The sequence below is a fragment of the Lacinutrix venerupis genome, assembly GCF_003663945.1.
In the GTDB taxonomy this organism is placed as follows: Bacteria; Bacteroidota; Bacteroidia; order Flavobacteriales; family Flavobacteriaceae; genus Lacinutrix; species Lacinutrix venerupis.
Map to the genome: position 1 here is coordinate 188,319 of NZ_RCCH01000003.1, position 15,961 is coordinate 204,279.

A 15,961-nucleotide genomic window follows, 5' to 3' on the forward strand; every position below is an offset into this window, starting at 1 on the left:
TTTAGCTTTTTTAAATAAGCGCTTCAGCTAATTTAGAAAAAAGAAAATCAACTTTATGTCCTGTTTTGGCACTAACATATAAATCTGTTAAACTGCCAAAATCATCGACGTTTTGTTTTAAATATGTTTTTGTAACAAGATCTTCTTTATTTCCAACAACAGTAATTGGTGTGTTTTTTTGTTTCTCTTTAAGGAATTCTAATTCGCTTTCTAAGTTTTTATAAGTAGCAGGTCTACTAACATCGTAAACATAAATAAATGCGTGTGTTCCTATAAGGTAAGATAGCCTAGTGTTGCTAATGTCATCATTTCCTTCTAAATCCCACAAGACTAAAGATACATCTGTGCCTTTTTCTGGAATAGATACATTTTTTTTAAATATGTGTACACCAATGGTTACTTTATAGTCTTCGGAAAATGTGTTTTCTACAAATCGTCGAATTAATGAAGATTTACCAACACCAAAATGACCTAATAAAACTATTTTTTTTGAGATTTTCATTTATAAACTAAAATCTTGATTTTTTATTGAAAAAGAATAATAACTATATATATATGCGAATGTAAGCAAATTGTATGTTCTATAATAATCTTTTATAAAACATTGTTTTTAAAGTACTGTTCTAATTTTTTAGTAAAGGACTTTGTGTCTTTTATATCATATTCATTAATATAGTTTTTAGCAAAATCTAACAATTTGTCTTCTAACTTGCTTTTGTACATTACATTATACGGCCCAGAAATAATTACAGCGATGTAGTAGGAAGAGAAGTTTTGTAAATGAATATGAAAATTATCGTATTCTATATAGCTTAATTCTTGGTTTTCTTTTTCGAAAGCATCTTCGGCAAAACTTTTAATAGCAGTTAACATTCCAGAAACCATATCTTGGTCTATGGATTGTGTTTTAGAATATTCTGAAATTATTATTCCAGAACCTTTCTCTATTACCATTATTTGTTCTAAAATAGGTTGTGCTAATTCTTGTAAAATTAAGTCTGCTTCGCTAACACCGCTTCTTTTAGACTTAAATTTACGTTTTAAACTTTCAAAAGAGAATGTGCTATTTACTTTAGAGTTAATTTGTTCTGATAATATTTGCATTTCCTGTTGTATGTATTTTTTTATCATTTTTCCAATAATAGGAAACAATGCTTCTACAACAGCATCTTGAGAGTTTCTAATTTCAGACTTTAAAGTTTCTGTAATTGTTGGTCCTAATGTTTTAGGAATTTCTACTACAAAATCATTTAGTTTTTCGTCTATAATAGGATTTACACGCTCAGAAAGTTCATTTTGTTTGTTTACAATGTCTTCAACAATCTTAAGCTTTTCCTCTACTTTTTTTGCATACTCACGCTCATCTGTAAGTAAGATGTCTTTTAAAATACTAAGTCTTTCGTCTTGATTCATGGCGTGAGAATCAAATTAGTTGCTTATTTTCTCGCCAAGTTTAATTAATAAGTCGCCTAAGAGTTTGCGATCTAATTTTTTTTCTTCTAAAGCATCTGCCTTGTCTTCTAGCGAATTTTCTAATTCTGTTATTCTAATATTAATATCAGTACTTAAATTATCAATATTTTGAAGTAACTCTGTCTTAACTTCATCTACTAAGTTTTCGAGCTCTTTTTTCTTTTTAAGGATATCTTTTTTAACAGCTTCAAATTCATGGTTGTATTCAACCATATTTTCACCAAAAATAAGCTGTTTAATTGCATCTATTTTTGAAGTAGGATCATTAGCATTAATTGCGCTATTATCGTTTTTTGCCATATTATTTAGTTTAATAAACTATGGTAAAAATAGCAAAATTAATTAAAACATAATCTTTATTTTGCTTTTTGCATAAACTCTTCTGCTTTTTCTACCATATTTTTACTTCCGCAAATAAACGGAACTCGTTGGTGCAGTTCTGTTGGTTCAATATCTAATATTCTATTAAAACCATCACTAGCTTTACCATTAGCTTGTTCTGCTAAAAAAGCCATTGGGTTACACTCGTACAATAAACGTAGTTTTCCAGCAGAGTTTTTGTCGCTTTTAGGGTATAAATATATACCGCCTTTTATCATGTTTCTATGGAAATCTGAAACTAAAGAACCAATGTACCTAGAGGTGTAAGGTCTATCTCCTTCTTCTTTTTGGCAATATTTTATATAATCTTTTACTCCTTGTGGAAAATGCGTATAGTTACCTTCGTTTACAGAGTAGATGTTGCCATCTAATGGAAATTGCATGTTTGGGTGAGATAAATACAAAGTACCTAATGCTGGATTTAGTGTAAAACCATTTACACCATCTCCGGTAGTATAAACTAACATGGTCGAAGTACCGTAAACTACATAGCCAGCAGCAACTTGTTGACTTCCTTTTTGAAGAAAATCTTCTAAAGTTACAGGAGTACCAACAGGTGTAACACGCCTATAAATTGAAAAAATAGTACCAACAGAAACATTTACGTCGATATTACTAGAGCCATCTAATGGGTCTATTAAAACAACATATTTATTTTGGTTGTTTTCGTCTTGGCTATTTATTGAAATAAAATCGTCCTCTTCTTCACTAGCAATACCACAAACAATATTTCTATTTGTTAATGTTTGTATAAATTTTTCGTTTGCATAAACGTCTAATTTTTGTTGGTCTTCACCTTGAATATTAGTATCGCCAACAGCTCCAATTATATCTACTAAACCGGCTTTATTTACTTCATGGTTTACTACTTTTGCAGCAAGCCTTATAGAATTTATTAATCTTGATAATTCTCCAGAAGTATATTTAAAAGACGACTGATTTTCAATAATAAATTCTCCTAACGTTTGGTTTTTTCTTGACATGCTTTATAATTTTGGCTTTTGCAAATATCGGTTTTTTTAAGAAACTACAACGTTATAGTAAAAGTAATTTAATAAGGTTATTTAACTTTAAACTATATTTGGTTTTCAATTCCTTTATTATGAAGCATGCTATAAGACTAGCAACTAAAAACGACATGAAAAGTGTCCATGATTTAATTTTAGAACTTGCTATATTTGAAAAAGAGCCCAATGCCGTAGAAGTAACAGTAAAAGATCTTGAAGAAGATGGTTATGGCAAACAGCCTAAATTTACATGTTTTGTTGCCGAAAAAAATAATGAAATTGTAGGTGCTGCGTTAGTTTATAAACGATATTCTACTTGGAAAGGAGAAGTACTTCATCTTGAAGATTTAATTGTAAAAGAAAGTATGAGAGGTAGTGGCTTAGGTTCTGCCTTATTAGATGAAGTTGTTAAACATGGAAGAACCATAGGTGTAAAACGCATTAGTTGGGAAGTTTTAGACTGGAATGAACCTGCAATTAAATTCTACCAGAAAAAAGGTGCTAATGTAATGAGAGATTGGGATGTTGTACAGTTAGACGAAAACGGAATTGAAAATTATTTAAATAATATATAGTGCAAGTATTTAAATTTGGTGGAGCCTCTGTAAAAGATGCCAACGGCGTAAAAAACGTTGTTAAAGTATTAGAAAAAGTAGGATATAAAAACACTCTTATTGTAGTTTCTGCAATGGGAAAAACTACAAATGCTTTAGAGGTTGTAATAGAGAAATATTTACAAGATAATAACAATTATAAGTCAGAGTTAGACCATGTAATAAACTATCATGAAGAGATTATGATAGATTTATTTTTAAATAAACAACATCAAGTTTTTAATGTAATACATGATCTTTTTAACGAATTAATACAATTTTTTAAAAGTAATAAATCACCAAATTATAATTTTATATACGATCAAGTAATTGGTTATGGCGAGTTAGTTTCTACAACAATTATTAGTTTTTATTTAAATGAATTGCATCTTAAAAACACGTGGCTTGATGTTAGAAATTGTATTAAAACAGATAGTTATTATAGACGAGCAAATGTAAATTGGGATATAACACAAAATAATATTATTAATAAAATAGATAAAGAAACATTATATATTACTCAAGGTTTTTTAGGTAGCGATAATAATAATTTTACAACAACTTTAGGGCGAGAAGGTAGTGACTATACAGCAGCAATATTTGGATATTGTTTAAACGCAGAAAGTGTAACAATATGGAAAGATGTTCCAGGAGTACTTAATGGAGACCCAAGACATTTTAAAAATACACAACTTCTAAATACCATTTCTTATACAGAGGCTATAGAGCTTGCGTTTTATGGTGCTTCTGTTATACATCCAAAAACATTACAACCATTACAAAGAAAAGAAATACCTTTACACGTAAAATCGTTTTTAAAACCAGAAAATAAAGGTACTACAGTTAATAAATCTCAAGGAATAGAACCTAATATACCTTGTTTTATATTAAAACAGAAGCAGGTTTTACTTTCGCTTTCAACTTTAGATTTTTCTTACATAGTCGAAGAAAATATTAGTGAAATTTTTAACCTCTTAGCTTTATATAAAATGAAAGTAGATGTTATCCAGAATTCCGCAATTAGTTTTTCGGTTTGTTTTGAAAACACATATAATAATTTAGAAAAATTGTTATTACATTTAAAAGCTAAATTTAAAGTAGAATGCTTTGAAAACGTTTCATTATATACAATTAGACATTACGATGAAACATCAATTAAAAATTTAGAAAAAGATAAAACAGTGTTATTGAAGCAGTTATTTCAAAAAACTGTTCAAATTGTAACTCAATAATCTATTGCTTACATTTGTAAGCTTAAAACTATTAAAACCAACAATGTCTTTAGTATCTGCAAAAGAAGTTTCAAAAGCTATAAATCTCGACAAGTACGGTGTATTTGGCACGTTTATAGGCTGGATATTAATGAAAGTTTTAAAAATTTCTACACTTAATAAAATTTACAACCGAAATAAGCATTTAAGCGAAATAAAGTTTTTAGATGCTATTTTAAATGAATTTCAAATTAAATTTGAAATACCTGAAGAAGATTTAAAGAGACTTCCTAAAGATGGTGCTTATATAACAGTTTCTAACCATCCATTAGGAGGTATAGATGGTATTTTATTATTAAAATTAATGCTTGAAGAACGTGAAGATTTTAAAATAATTGCTAACTTTCTTTTGCATCGTATTGAGCCAATGAAGCCATATATAATGCCTGTTAATCCGTTTGAAGATCGTAAAGACATAAAGTCAAGTCTTGCTGGTTTTAAAAATGCAATTAAACATTTAAGAGATGGGCATCCACTTGGTCTATTTCCTGCAGGAGAAGTTTCTACTTACAAAGATGGAAAGTTAATGGTAGATAAACCTTGGGAAGAAGCAGCTATGAAATTAGCCCAGAAAGCCAATGTGCCTATTGTTCCTATATATTTTCATGCAAAAAATAGTAAGTTATTTTATAAGCTATCTAAAATAAGTGACATTTTTAGAACAGCAAAACTCCCTTCAGAATTACTAACACAAAAAAATAGAATAATTAAAGTTCGTGTTGGTAAACCTATTTCTGTAACATCTCAAGAGGAGCATAAAACTTTAAAGGAATTTACAGATTTTATAAGACGTAAAACGTATATGTTATCTAATACCTTCGAACCAAAGGAGAAGATAATAAATACAATTTCTTCAAGTTTAAAAGGATATAAAATTCCTAAAAAAATAGTTACTCCCATAGCCTCGGAAATCATGATTAAGGAGGTTGAAAAACTTAAAAAAAGTGATAAGCGTTTACTTGTTAGTAAAAATTACGAAGTTTATTTAGCTCCAGCTAAAGATATTCCAAATATTTTAAGAGAAATTGGTAGACTAAGAGAAATTACTTTTAGAGAAGTAGGAGAAGGAACTAACGAAGCTATAGATTTAGACCATTTCGACACCTATTACCACCATATGTTTTTATGGGATAATGAAGCTAACGTTTTAGTTGGAGCCTATAGAATGGGATTGGGTTCTAAAATATATAAGGCACATGGTATTGACGGTTTTTATCTTCAAGATTTATTTCGTTTTGAGCCAGAGTTACACAAAATGATGAGTGAATCTATAGAGTTAGGTCGTGCATTTATAATTAAAGAATACCAGCAAAAACCTATGCCTTTATTTTTGCTTTGGAAAGGTATTGTACATACTACGTTACGTTTCCCAGAGCATCAATTTTTAATTGGAGGTGTAAGTATAAGTAATCAATTTTCAAACTTCTCAAAATCTTTAATGATTGAGTTCATGAAATCTCATTATTACGATCCATATGTGGCACAATATGTTCATCCTAAAAAAGAGTTTAAGGTAAAATTAAAAGATGCCGATAAAGATTTTGTTTTCGATGCAACAGAGGCAGATTTGAATAAGTTTGATAAAATAATAGATGAAATTGAACCAGGAGCATTAAGGTTACCTGTGTTATTAAAAAAGTATATTAAACAAAATGCAAGGCTTGTAGCCTTTAATGTCGACCCATTATTTAATAATGCTGTAGATGGTTTAATGTATATTAAAATTGCAGATCTTCCAGAAAGTACAGTTAGACCTGTAATGGAAGAATTTCAAGCAGAGTTGGAAAGTAAATTTTCAGGAGCAAACCCTGAAGAATAGTCTTTTTATTTTTTAGAGCAGTTAACCTGCGTTTTTACAAAAAAATCATTTAAAACACGTCTACACTCGTTTAACTTATCTTGGTTAATACTATAAAATAGGTTTTTACCTTTAACAGTTTGTTTTAACAAACCAACCTTACGTATTTCTGATAAATGCTGAGATATGGTTGGTTGTGCTAAACCAATAGCTTGTACAAGACTATTACAGTTACAGTCTTCGTTTTTACTTATATATTGTATAATAGATACTCTAGCAGGATGAGCAATCATTTTTGTGTAATTGGCAATTTTGTTTTGTTGCTCGTCGAAAATATGTTTTTTTGTAAATCCCATAATATAAAAATGTGATATTGCAATATCACGATTATTATTTAATTAAAAAAACCAAATACAATTAGTATTTGGTTTTTTAAAAGTTTTTTAGAACCAACCTTTTTTGCCAACTTGGTAAGTGTTGTAGAATTCTTCGTCTGTTTTTGTTAAATAAATAATACCTTCAATAAAAGGAATTATTCCTGCGATTCCACAAGTAACAATAGTTGCAATTATTTGAATGATTCCTTCTTTATTATAACCTAAAATAAATTTATGTACTCCTAAAGAACCTATAACAATAGCTAAAATTCCAGCAATCATTTTTTTGTTTTCAGTATCTCCACCAAATGCTTCTTTTGCATTATTAGAAAATTCGTTTATTGTTTCTTTAGCATCTTCAGCAAATTCATTTGCTTTATCAGAAGCCTTTTTTGCTCCTTCTTTTGCGTCTCCTAACATATCGTCAAGGTCGCTTTTTAAATTTTTTTCGTCAGACATTATAATATTTATTAGTTGAATAATTTTTTAAATTTACTAAAAAAACATTTACCTACAAAAATGCTTTATCTATAGGTTCCCAAAGTTCAATTTTATTACCTTCGTTATCCAAAATCCAGCCAAATTTACCGTATTCGTACTCTTGCATTTCTCCTACAATTGTAACGCCTTCATCCTTTAATGTTTTTAATAATTCGCTTAAATTCTCTACACGGTAGTTAAACATAAAATCTTTTTTCGATGGCTCAAAGTATTTTGTATCCTCTTTAAAAGGAGACCATTGTGTAGAACAATCTTTTCCTTCTTTATCTTTCCACCAAAAAGTAGAACCGTAATCATCGGTATTAAAACCTAAATGTTTTTTATACCAATCTTTTGATGCTTTTGGATCTTTTGTTTTAAAAAATACACCTCCAATTCCTGTAACTCTTTTTTTCATTTTATTCTGAATTTATTTTATAATCTCATTAAATAAAACCTTAAACATTTGCTATGTAAATTACTTTTTTATTGAGTTTTCATATATCTCTATCCATTCTTCCACAGACATTTTCCCTAAAAGCTCTTCAATTAATGCATATGGAATATCGTCCATTTTTTTAAAACGAATGCAACTTTTTCCCATATCTAATTTGTATTTGCAATGTTTAGGATATTCATTTACAAACCAATCATACAATTCTTTTTTTGCATATAAACCAGAATGATATAATGCAATAAAATTTTTCTGAGAGGCTAAATTAATAAATGGTAAAGGAGGAAATGGTTTACAATGGTAACCATCTGGATATATAGATTTTGGTACATAATAAGCTAACATGCCATAACCTATTCCGGCTTCTAAGCCTTTAGGCATATTTTTTTTAATAAGCTCATCTAGTTTTGTAATAGGTTCTTTTCTGTCTTCTGGTAATTGTGCTATATATTCTTCAGATGTTTCTGCTTTGTATGTCATTTTCCTTGAGTTAGTTAAGGTTTAAAGTTAGCAAAAATTTGCTTTAATTTTATTTACTATTGTTTGTGCTAATTTTTCTTTACTTTCTATAGTCCAACCAGCAACGTGAGGTGATAGTAAAACGTTTTCTGCCTGTATTAAATATTGAAAAGGTTCAGGCATATTGTTTTCATTAAATAAATTTTCGAAAGACGATTTTTCGTATTCCAAAACATCTAATCCGGCACCCAAAATTTTATTGTTTTTTAATGCTGAAACCAAATCTTTTGTTACTACACTTTTGCCACGAGCAGTATTTATTAACCAAAATGATTTTTTAAATGAATTAATAAACGATTGGTCTACCATTGCAATAGTTGAAGCATTTTCTGGAGTGTGCAAGCTTAAAACATCTGCCTCTTGTTGTAGTGTTTTTAAAGAAACTTGTGTTGCATTTTTATCTTCAATATTTGGTTTTATATCGTAAAAGAGAACTTTAACATCGAAACCACGTAGTTTTTTTGCAAAGGCTTTTCCCATATTACCGTAACCTATTAAACCTACGGTTTTACCATCTAACTCTAAACCTCGGTTGTTTTCTCGAAGCCATTTGCCATCTCTAACCTCTTTATCTGCTTTGTTTAATTTATTAAATAAAGAGAGTAGCATAGCTAAAGTATGTTCGCCTACTGCATTACGGTTTCCTTCTGGAGCAGCAATTAGGGTAATTCCTTTTTTTTCTGCATAATCGCAATCTATGTTTTCTAATCCTGCACCAACGCGACCTATAAATTTTAAATTTTTAGCTGCATCTATAAATGTTTTATCTATACTAAAACGACTTCTTATAATAAATCCATCGTATTCATGAATAATTTTTTGAATGACTTCTTTAGAGTCTATATAATTTTCATGGTTTGTAAAGCCTAAATTGGTTAGTTGATTAATTAAAAGTGAGTGATTAGTGTCTAAATGAAGTATTTTCATATTATAAAAGATGAAATATTTTAGATACCTAATATAAGTTTAGCAATCCAAAAATATATTAATATTCCAAAAATATCATTACTTGTAGTAATAAATGGGCCCGTTGCAATGGCTGGATCAATGCCTTTTTTATCTAAAAATAATGGTACAAAGGTCCCAATTAAACCAGCTATAATTATAACGGCTACAAGTGAAACAGAAATTGCAAGTGCGGTAAGAAAACTTCCTTTAGTTATCCATACAAAGGCAAATAAAAATAGTGCTAATATAAAACCGTTTAAAGCGGCTAAAAACATTTCTTTAATTAAACGTTTATTAATACTACCTTTTACATCGTCGTTAGCTAAACCTTGAACTATAATAGCGCTTGACTGTACACCAACATTTCCTGCCATGGCTGCAATTAATGGCGTAAAAAAGAATAAAACAGCGTATTTTTCGAAGGTACCTTTAAAACCTTCCATAATTAAAAAGGCTCCAATTCCACCAACTAAACCAAGGAAAAGCCATGGTAAGCGGGCTCTGGTAAGCTGTAGTATACTATCGTCTGCTTCTACGTCTTGTGTGATACCTGCAGCCATTTGGTAATCTTTTTCGGCTTCTTCTTTTATAACATCTACAATGTCATCAATAGTAATTCTACCAAGTAGTACTTTATTTTCGTCAACAACAGGAATGGCTTCTAAGTCGTATTTTTGCATTATTCTAGCGACTTCTTCAGCATCCTCATTAACATCTACAAAATCTACTTTTGGAATATAAACAGTAGAGATGTGAGCTCGTGGAGAAGCCATTAATAAATCTTTTAAAGATAGACGCCCAATTAGTTTTTCGTTTCCATCAACTACATATATAGAGTGAACTCTTGTAACATTTTCTGCTTGTGCACGCATTTCTCTAACGCACTCTGTAACTGTCCAATTTTCATTTACTCGTACTAATTCTTTTGCCATTAATCCACCGGCAGTATCCTCATCGTAGGTAAGTAATTCTCTAATTTCAGCTTTGTGCTCTTCGTCTTCAATTTGCGCAATAACCTCAATTTGTCTCTCTTCAGAAAGTTCGGCAATCATATCTGCTGCGTCATCTGTGTCGAGTTCTTCTATTTCTTCGGCAATTTCTTTAGTAGATAGTGTGGCTAAAATTTTCTCTCTATCGCCCTCATCCATCTCCATAAGGATTTCGGATGTTTTCTCACTATCTAAAAGTTTTATAATATAAGATGCTTGTTCTGTATTTAGATCTTCAAGAATTTCTGCAATATCTGCATGATGGTACTCATTTAATAAATCTAAAATGGCTTCATCGTTTTTAGATTGTACTAATTGTTCTACCTTTTCAATAAGTTCGTTACTTATTGTAAATTTTATATTTTCATCTTGTTCTTCTACCAAAATCTTAGTCTTTACTATCGTTTTGAATTAAAGTTGTTAACTCAATAAATGCTTGAACATCTAGTTGCTCTGGACGTTTGCCAAATATAACATTTGCTTTTAAATTATCACTTAATTCGAATGTTTTTAAACTGTTACGTAATGTTTTTCTACGTTGTTGAAATGCTTGTTTTACAACTCTAAAAAATAATTTTTCATCGCATGGTAAGCTATGATTTTTTTTTCGAGTTAGTTTTAACACTCCAGAGTCTACTTTTGGAGGTGGGTTAAAAACGTTTGGTGGTACTGTAAATAGATATTCTGCATCGTAAAAAGCTTGAGTTAGTACAGATAAAATACCATAAATTTTACTGCCTTCTTTAGAGCAAATACGTTGGGCTACTTCTTTTTGAAACATTCCAGAAAATTCTGGAATTTGATGTCTTAACTCTAATGTTTTAAATACAATTTGTGTAGATATATTGTAAGGAAAGTTTCCGCTAATAGCAAAAGGTTCTTCTCCAAAAGTTTCGGCAACATCGTATTTTAAAAAATCTTTTTCTATAATTCTTGGTGCAAGATTTAAATAGTTGTTTTTAAGATATTCTACACTTTCGGTATCAATTTCAATTACAAAGGTTGTAATTGGCTTTTTTAATAAGTATTTAGTTAAAACGCCCATTCCAGGACCTATTTCTAAAACTTTATTATAGCCTTCTAATGATAGTGCATCTGCAATTTTTTCTGCAATAGACTCGTCTTCTAGAAAATGCTGACCTAAAAACTTTTTAGCTTTTACTTGGTGTGGATTTTTTTGTTTTTTTGTCATAGTTTTATATTGTTTCTAGATAGATTTCGAGTTTTTTAGTAAATATTTTTCTATTTAATATCTACAGAATACTCATCTACAACTTGTAATTCGGTTCTAAAGGATAACATTTTATCTGCAAATAGTTTTGTGCCATCTACACGTAAACGATCTGCATCTTCTTTGTAATACGCATCTAAAGCTTCTCTAGAATGTGCTCTGTATTGAATAGAGTAGGTTTGACCTCCCATTTCTTCTTCTACTAAAACTTTAGTGAGTTTTGCTTCTTTAAATTTTCCTGTTGCTAATACCTGTGGGATATGATTTTTTATCCATTCTAGCCATTGGTCGTGAGCACTATCGTCTATGTTTACTGTAACGTTATATATAATCATTATAATAGATTTTTTGCAAATAACAGAAGTTCTTTGTCATCGTCAAAAGGTTTTACTTGTTTTTCATATAAGAAACCTAATTTTTGTAACAGTTTTATAGAGTTTTTATTAGTTTCTAAAGTTATTGCTGTAATTCTGTTTAATTTAAATTTATTTCTTACTAAGTCTAAAATGGCTTGAGATGATTTAAACCCAAAGCCTAATTTTTCGTATTGCGGCAACATAGCAAAGCCAAAATCAATATCTTCTAAGGTGTCTCTTTTTATTAAACCACATGTGCCTATTGGTTTTAAATTTTCTTTTAAACGCAAAATATAAAATCCAAAACCATGTGTTTTATAACTTTTTAAATGCCCATTTTTTATGCTTTCTTCTGCTTGCTTGATGGTTTTAATATTTCTATCTCCTATGTATTTTATCCAATTTGGAGTATTAACTAGGTTCATGAAAAAAGGAGCGTCTTCAATAGTAAATTTAGAAATTATAAGTCTGTTGGTTTTGGCTACAATCAAAGTTGTTTTTATTGTTGAAATGTTATAAAAATATTGTTTAGATTACTATTACTTAATTTATAGCATCTCCTCTTAAGGCTCTATATTTTTTTCGTGCTTGAACAAAATATATACTATCTGCATGTTCAAAAATTATTCTCTCGTAAAGCGCTTTTGCTTTTTCTGGTTGAGCTAGTTTGTTTGCATAAATTTCTGCTAGAGCATAAATAGCATCGTCAATTAATATGCTTTCTCTATATCCTGAAATTATTTGCTCGTAGTTGGCTTTTGCTTTTTCAAATTGCGATTTTTCTTCGAATAATTGAGCTTGTTTTAAAAGCGTTTGTGGAATTATAGTTTCGGTTTTGTGTTCTTGTAAAATAGTATTTAAAAGTGAAATTGATTGTTCCTTTTTATTTTGAAAAGCTAATAAATCTGCTTTTGCATAATGCTTTAAAGCTGTTTGTAAAGAATCTTCGCCTTTGTTGTCGCTAATTAGTAATTTTAAATCTAAAGCATCGTTTGCGGTTAATTGAGATGTTGATGCCTTTAAAATTTTTAGCTGAGATTCTGCCCATTTAAAATCTCCTTTATAATAACTTGTTTTTGCAACTTTAAATCGAGCTTCTTGAGAAAGTGGGCTATTTTTTAAAGCACGTTGTATTTGGGTATAATAAATTAAAGCTTCGTTAAATTTTTCTTCTAATACAAGAATATCGGCTAACTCCATTTTTATTCGCGATAAATGATAATTACTAACACCAAGTTTTAAACTATCTTTTAAAAAATTAATGGCATCGTTTGGTTTGTTAAGATAAAAAGCCAAAAAGTGTCCATAAGCAATTTGTAAATCTATAGTTCTACTAGATATACCAAATGTTTCTAATAGGTTTAAATAGTTTTGATTTATAATTTTATAATCTTTTTTTGTTGCCTGTTCAGTTTCAATTTTAAGTAAATTGTAATGTGCTTCTATTTTAATATCAATATCTTGTGTATTATCTACAATAAATTGAAATATATTTTTAGCAGCCTCTGGTTGATTTTGAGTATATGCAATTTTTGCTAAATCTTTAATTCGATCTAAAGATTCCATTTGTCTTTTATAAATTGCTTTTTCTTGGGTAAAGGCTTTATTATAATCTTTTTGCTGTATAAAAAGCCAGCTTAACATGTCGTTCCACATTAAGTTAGGCGCGTTTTGTATTTTTTTTAAAAGAATTTTTCTTAAAATAATATTATTTTCATTGTCTTTGTTTTCGCTTATAAAGGTGCTAAACTCTCTTTTAATGGTATTAATGTAAGTGTCATTAATTTCTGAAAAATTAATATAGCTATTAAACATTTTCTCAATATTACCTTGCTCACCATAAATACGTGCCAATTGCATATTAAAGTTTAATTCTGGCTTTAAAGCCATAGCTTTTTCATACGTTTCAATTGCTTGTTCTAAAAGAGAAAGGTCTTGAAAAGTACGGCCGATTATGCCGGCGTAATTAGGCTTTAAGTCTACTTCGTCAATAGCTTTTTTAAAGTTGTAATTAGCATTTATAGTATCGTTTTGTAATTTGTAGTTATAGCCTAATTCTACAAATGCAGGAGGATAGTTTACAATACTTAAATAGTTTGTTAATAATTTTTCTGCTTCCTTATATTGCTCTAACTGTTGGTGAGTTTTTACTAAAGAAATTAAATAGCGTCTATTTTTTGTGTTTTTGGAGTATAGCTTTTTGTAAGAAATTAAAGCTTTTTCAAATTCACCGTTTTTAAAATATTCCTGAGCTACAATATCGTCTTGAGAAAACGCATTGAAGCTAATTAAAAAGCATAAAATATAAATTAAGCGCATAAAAACTATTTGTGTAAATATAGCAAATGTTATGCCTAAAGTTAATGGATACTTGGTAAAAAACAGTATAAAAAAATGCCTGAAATTAATCAGGCATTAACCAATCTTAATAAATGTGCTATTAACCATTATAATTTAAAATGATTCAAATACTGGACTGGGGATCTTTATATTTTTAAATTATTAATTGTTTAATACTAAAAGTGTGCTGGTTTTATGTTTAGTAATTTTACTAAATTCCGATGAAAACACTTTTACAGTTAAAATAATTAATGCTACAAGTAAAAACAAGCGCTTAATATTTTTCATTTTTTGTTGTTGTTGATTTGGGAATAATAAAAATGAGGCAATTATATCTAAAAAAGAAATAATTGCCTCATTATTCGTTAAACAACGTGTTTTTTTAACACTTTAACGATTTAAATCGTTAGTCAATAATAGAAAAACCAGTATAAGGTATTAAAACATCTGGAATTATAATTCCTTTTTCTGTTTGGTAATTTTCTAAAATACCCGCTAAAACTCTTGGTAAAGCTAAAGCACTTCCGTTTAAAGTATGTGCTAATTCATTTTTGCCATCACTGTTTTTAAACCTTAGTTTTAAACGGTTAGCTTGATATGTTTCAAAATTAGAGACACTAGAAATTTCTAACCAACGGTCTTGAGCTGTAGAGAAAACTTCAAAATCGTAAGTCATTGCAGCAGGAAATCCTGTATCACCACCGCATAATCTTAAAATTCTAAATGGTAATTTTAATTCGCGTAAAATATCTTTTACATGTTCTATCATCCCTTCGAAAGCTTTATACGAATTGTCTGGATGCTCAACTCTAATAATTTCTACCTTGTCAAATTGGTGTAATCTATTTAAACCACGCACATGCGCACCATAACTACCAGCTTCACGTCTAAAACAAGGTGTGTAACCAGTTATACCAATAGGTAACTCGTTTTCGTTTAATAATACATCTCTAAATACATTTGTACCTGGTACTTCTGCGGTAGGTATTAAATACAAATCGTCTCTAGAGTCATGGTACATTTGTCCTTCTTTATCAGGTAATTGACCTGTACCATAACAAGACGCTTCGTTAACTAAGTGCGGTAATTGATATTCTGTATAACCAGCAGCGGTATTTTTATCTAAAAAATAAGCTATTAAAGCACGTTGTAATCTTGCGCCTTTACCTTTGTAAACAGGAAATCCAGCACCAGATATTTTATTACCTAATTCAAAATCTATAATATCGTATTTTTTAGCTAATTCCCAATGTGGTTGGGCATTGTCGTGCAATTTAGGTATGTTACCTTCGTTAAAAATCTCTTCGTTATCCTCTTCAGATTTTCCAGCCGGAACAGATGCATGAGGTACGTTTGGTAGTTTATATAATAATGTTTTTAAGTTTTCTTCAACAGAATTTAACTGCTCTGTAACTGCTTTAGAATCTTCTTTTAAAGCAGTAGTTTTTTCTTTTAAAACATTTGCTTCAGCAGCTTTACCAGTTTTGTACAAGTTACCTATTTCTTTTGAAATGGAATTAGATTCAGCTAAAGTATTGTCTAATTTAGTTTGTAAAGCACGTCGTTCTTCATCTAAATTAATTACCTCCTCTACAAGTTCTTTGGCATCAAAATTTCTCTTGGCTAAACCTGTAATTACAGCTTCTTTGTTGTCTCTAATAAATGGTACTTGTAACATATTTTTTGTTTTTGGCGTTACCTAAAGGTCGGGCTTTCAAGGCTCGCTCTCTGCGAGGAGCTCAAA

General features: G+C 29.6%; 18 protein-coding genes. 3 read left to right on the forward strand and 15 right to left on the reverse strand.

The genetic code is table 11. The features are described from left to right. Positions 1–10: 10 nt before the first annotated feature. From CLV86_RS05600 to fbp, 4 genes are all read right to left on the reverse strand, one after another. Entirely contained in the window at positions 11–502 is a 492-nt protein-coding gene (locus CLV86_RS05600) for a Rab family GTPase (protein ID WP_076731825.1), read from the reverse strand. 92 nt (positions 503–594) lie between these two features. Beyond that, on the reverse strand, positions 595–1,413 hold the full coding sequence (locus tag CLV86_RS05605) for a cell envelope biogenesis protein OmpA (RefSeq protein ID WP_121050630.1): 819 nt from the start codon (positions 1,411–1,413) through the stop codon (positions 595–597). A gap of 15 nt (positions 1,414–1,428) precedes the next feature. Beyond that, positions 1,429–1,773 (reverse strand): fructose 1,6-bisphosphatase, encoded by a 345-nt coding sequence (locus tag CLV86_RS05610; RefSeq protein ID WP_076731827.1) that lies wholly within the window; start codon positions 1,771–1,773, stop codon positions 1,429–1,431. Positions 1,774–1,829: 56 nt separating this feature from the next. Next, positions 1,830–2,837: a class 1 fructose-bisphosphatase gene (gene fbp, locus CLV86_RS05615; RefSeq protein ID WP_121050632.1), complete on the reverse strand. Its 1,008-nt coding sequence runs from the start codon at positions 2,835–2,837 to the stop codon at positions 1,830–1,832. 119 nt (positions 2,838–2,956) lie between these two features. On the opposite strand from fbp, the gene CLV86_RS05620 reads away from it, so the two are divergent. From CLV86_RS05620 to CLV86_RS05630, 3 genes are read left to right on the forward strand one after another with little or no spacing between them, the layout of a single operon-like run. Then, positions 2,957–3,436 (forward strand): GNAT family N-acetyltransferase, encoded by a 480-nt coding sequence (locus tag CLV86_RS05620; RefSeq protein WP_121050634.1) that lies wholly within the window; start codon positions 2,957–2,959, stop codon positions 3,434–3,436. Continuing rightward, positions 3,436–4,686: an aspartate kinase gene (locus CLV86_RS05625; RefSeq protein ID WP_121050636.1), complete on the forward strand. Its 1,251-nt coding sequence runs from the start codon at positions 3,436–3,438 to the stop codon at positions 4,684–4,686. Before CLV86_RS05620 ends, CLV86_RS05625 begins: the two co-directional genes overlap by 1 nt. 43 nt (positions 4,687–4,729) lie before the next feature. Further along, on the forward strand, positions 4,730–6,544 hold the full coding sequence (locus CLV86_RS05630) for a GNAT family N-acyltransferase (RefSeq protein ID WP_076731831.1): 1,815 nt from the start codon (positions 4,730–4,732) through the stop codon (positions 6,542–6,544). A gap of 5 nt (positions 6,545–6,549) precedes the next feature. On the opposite strand, the gene CLV86_RS05635 is transcribed toward CLV86_RS05630, so the two are convergent. The 11 genes from CLV86_RS05635 to serS form a co-directional block, all read right to left on the reverse strand. Then, complete coding sequence (locus tag CLV86_RS05635; protein WP_076731832.1) at positions 6,550–6,879, reverse strand: ArsR/SmtB family transcription factor; 330 nt, start codon at positions 6,877–6,879, stop codon at positions 6,550–6,552. An 87-nt stretch (positions 6,880–6,966) separates the two neighbouring features. Beyond that, the gene (locus tag CLV86_RS05640; protein ID WP_083678183.1) at positions 6,967–7,359 is read right to left on the reverse strand and encodes a TM2 domain-containing protein; all 393 of its coding nucleotides are present in this window, start codon (positions 7,357–7,359) and stop codon (positions 6,967–6,969) included. Positions 7,360–7,411: 52 nt separating this feature from the next. After that, entirely contained in the window at positions 7,412–7,798 is a 387-nt protein-coding gene (locus CLV86_RS05645; protein ID WP_076731833.1) for a VOC family protein, read from the reverse strand. A gap of 60 nt (positions 7,799–7,858) precedes the next feature. Then, a complete protein-coding gene (locus tag CLV86_RS05650; RefSeq protein ID WP_121050639.1) occupies positions 7,859–8,314 on the reverse strand; it encodes a DUF1801 domain-containing protein in 456 nt (151 codons plus the stop codon). A 27-nt stretch (positions 8,315–8,341) separates the two neighbouring features. Continuing rightward, positions 8,342–9,280 carry a 2-hydroxyacid dehydrogenase gene (locus CLV86_RS05655; RefSeq protein ID WP_121050642.1) on the reverse strand — a complete coding sequence of 313 codons (939 nt, stop codon included), beginning with the start codon at positions 9,278–9,280 and terminating at the stop codon, positions 8,342–8,344. Between the two features lie 20 nt (positions 9,281–9,300). After that, positions 9,301–10,674 (reverse strand): magnesium transporter, encoded by a 1,374-nt coding sequence (gene mgtE / locus CLV86_RS05660; RefSeq protein WP_241828219.1) that lies wholly within the window; start codon positions 10,672–10,674, stop codon positions 9,301–9,303. A gap of 4 nt (positions 10,675–10,678) precedes the next feature. Next, entirely contained in the window at positions 10,679–11,482 is an 804-nt protein-coding gene (gene rsmA, locus CLV86_RS05665) for a 16S rRNA (adenine(1518)-N(6)/adenine(1519)-N(6))-dimethyltransferase RsmA (protein ID WP_076731836.1), read from the reverse strand. Positions 11,483–11,532: 50 nt separating this feature from the next. Then, positions 11,533–11,856 carry a DUF4286 family protein gene (locus CLV86_RS05670; RefSeq protein WP_121050645.1) on the reverse strand — a complete coding sequence of 108 codons (324 nt, stop codon included), beginning with the start codon at positions 11,854–11,856 and terminating at the stop codon, positions 11,533–11,535. Then, positions 11,856–12,368 carry a GNAT family N-acetyltransferase gene (locus CLV86_RS05675; protein WP_249037455.1) on the reverse strand — a complete coding sequence of 171 codons (513 nt, stop codon included), beginning with the start codon at positions 12,366–12,368 and terminating at the stop codon, positions 11,856–11,858. Before CLV86_RS05675 ends, CLV86_RS05670 begins: the two co-directional genes overlap by 1 nt. Before the next feature lie 52 nt (positions 12,369–12,420). Next, on the reverse strand, positions 12,421–14,196 hold the full coding sequence (locus tag CLV86_RS05680; RefSeq protein WP_121050648.1) for a tetratricopeptide repeat protein: 1,776 nt from the start codon (positions 14,194–14,196) through the stop codon (positions 12,421–12,423). A 427-nt stretch (positions 14,197–14,623) separates the two neighbouring features. Continuing rightward, positions 14,624–15,895: a serine--tRNA ligase gene (gene serS, locus CLV86_RS05685; RefSeq protein WP_121050651.1), complete on the reverse strand. Its 1,272-nt coding sequence runs from the start codon at positions 15,893–15,895 to the stop codon at positions 14,624–14,626. Positions 15,896–15,961 lie beyond the last annotated feature (66 nt).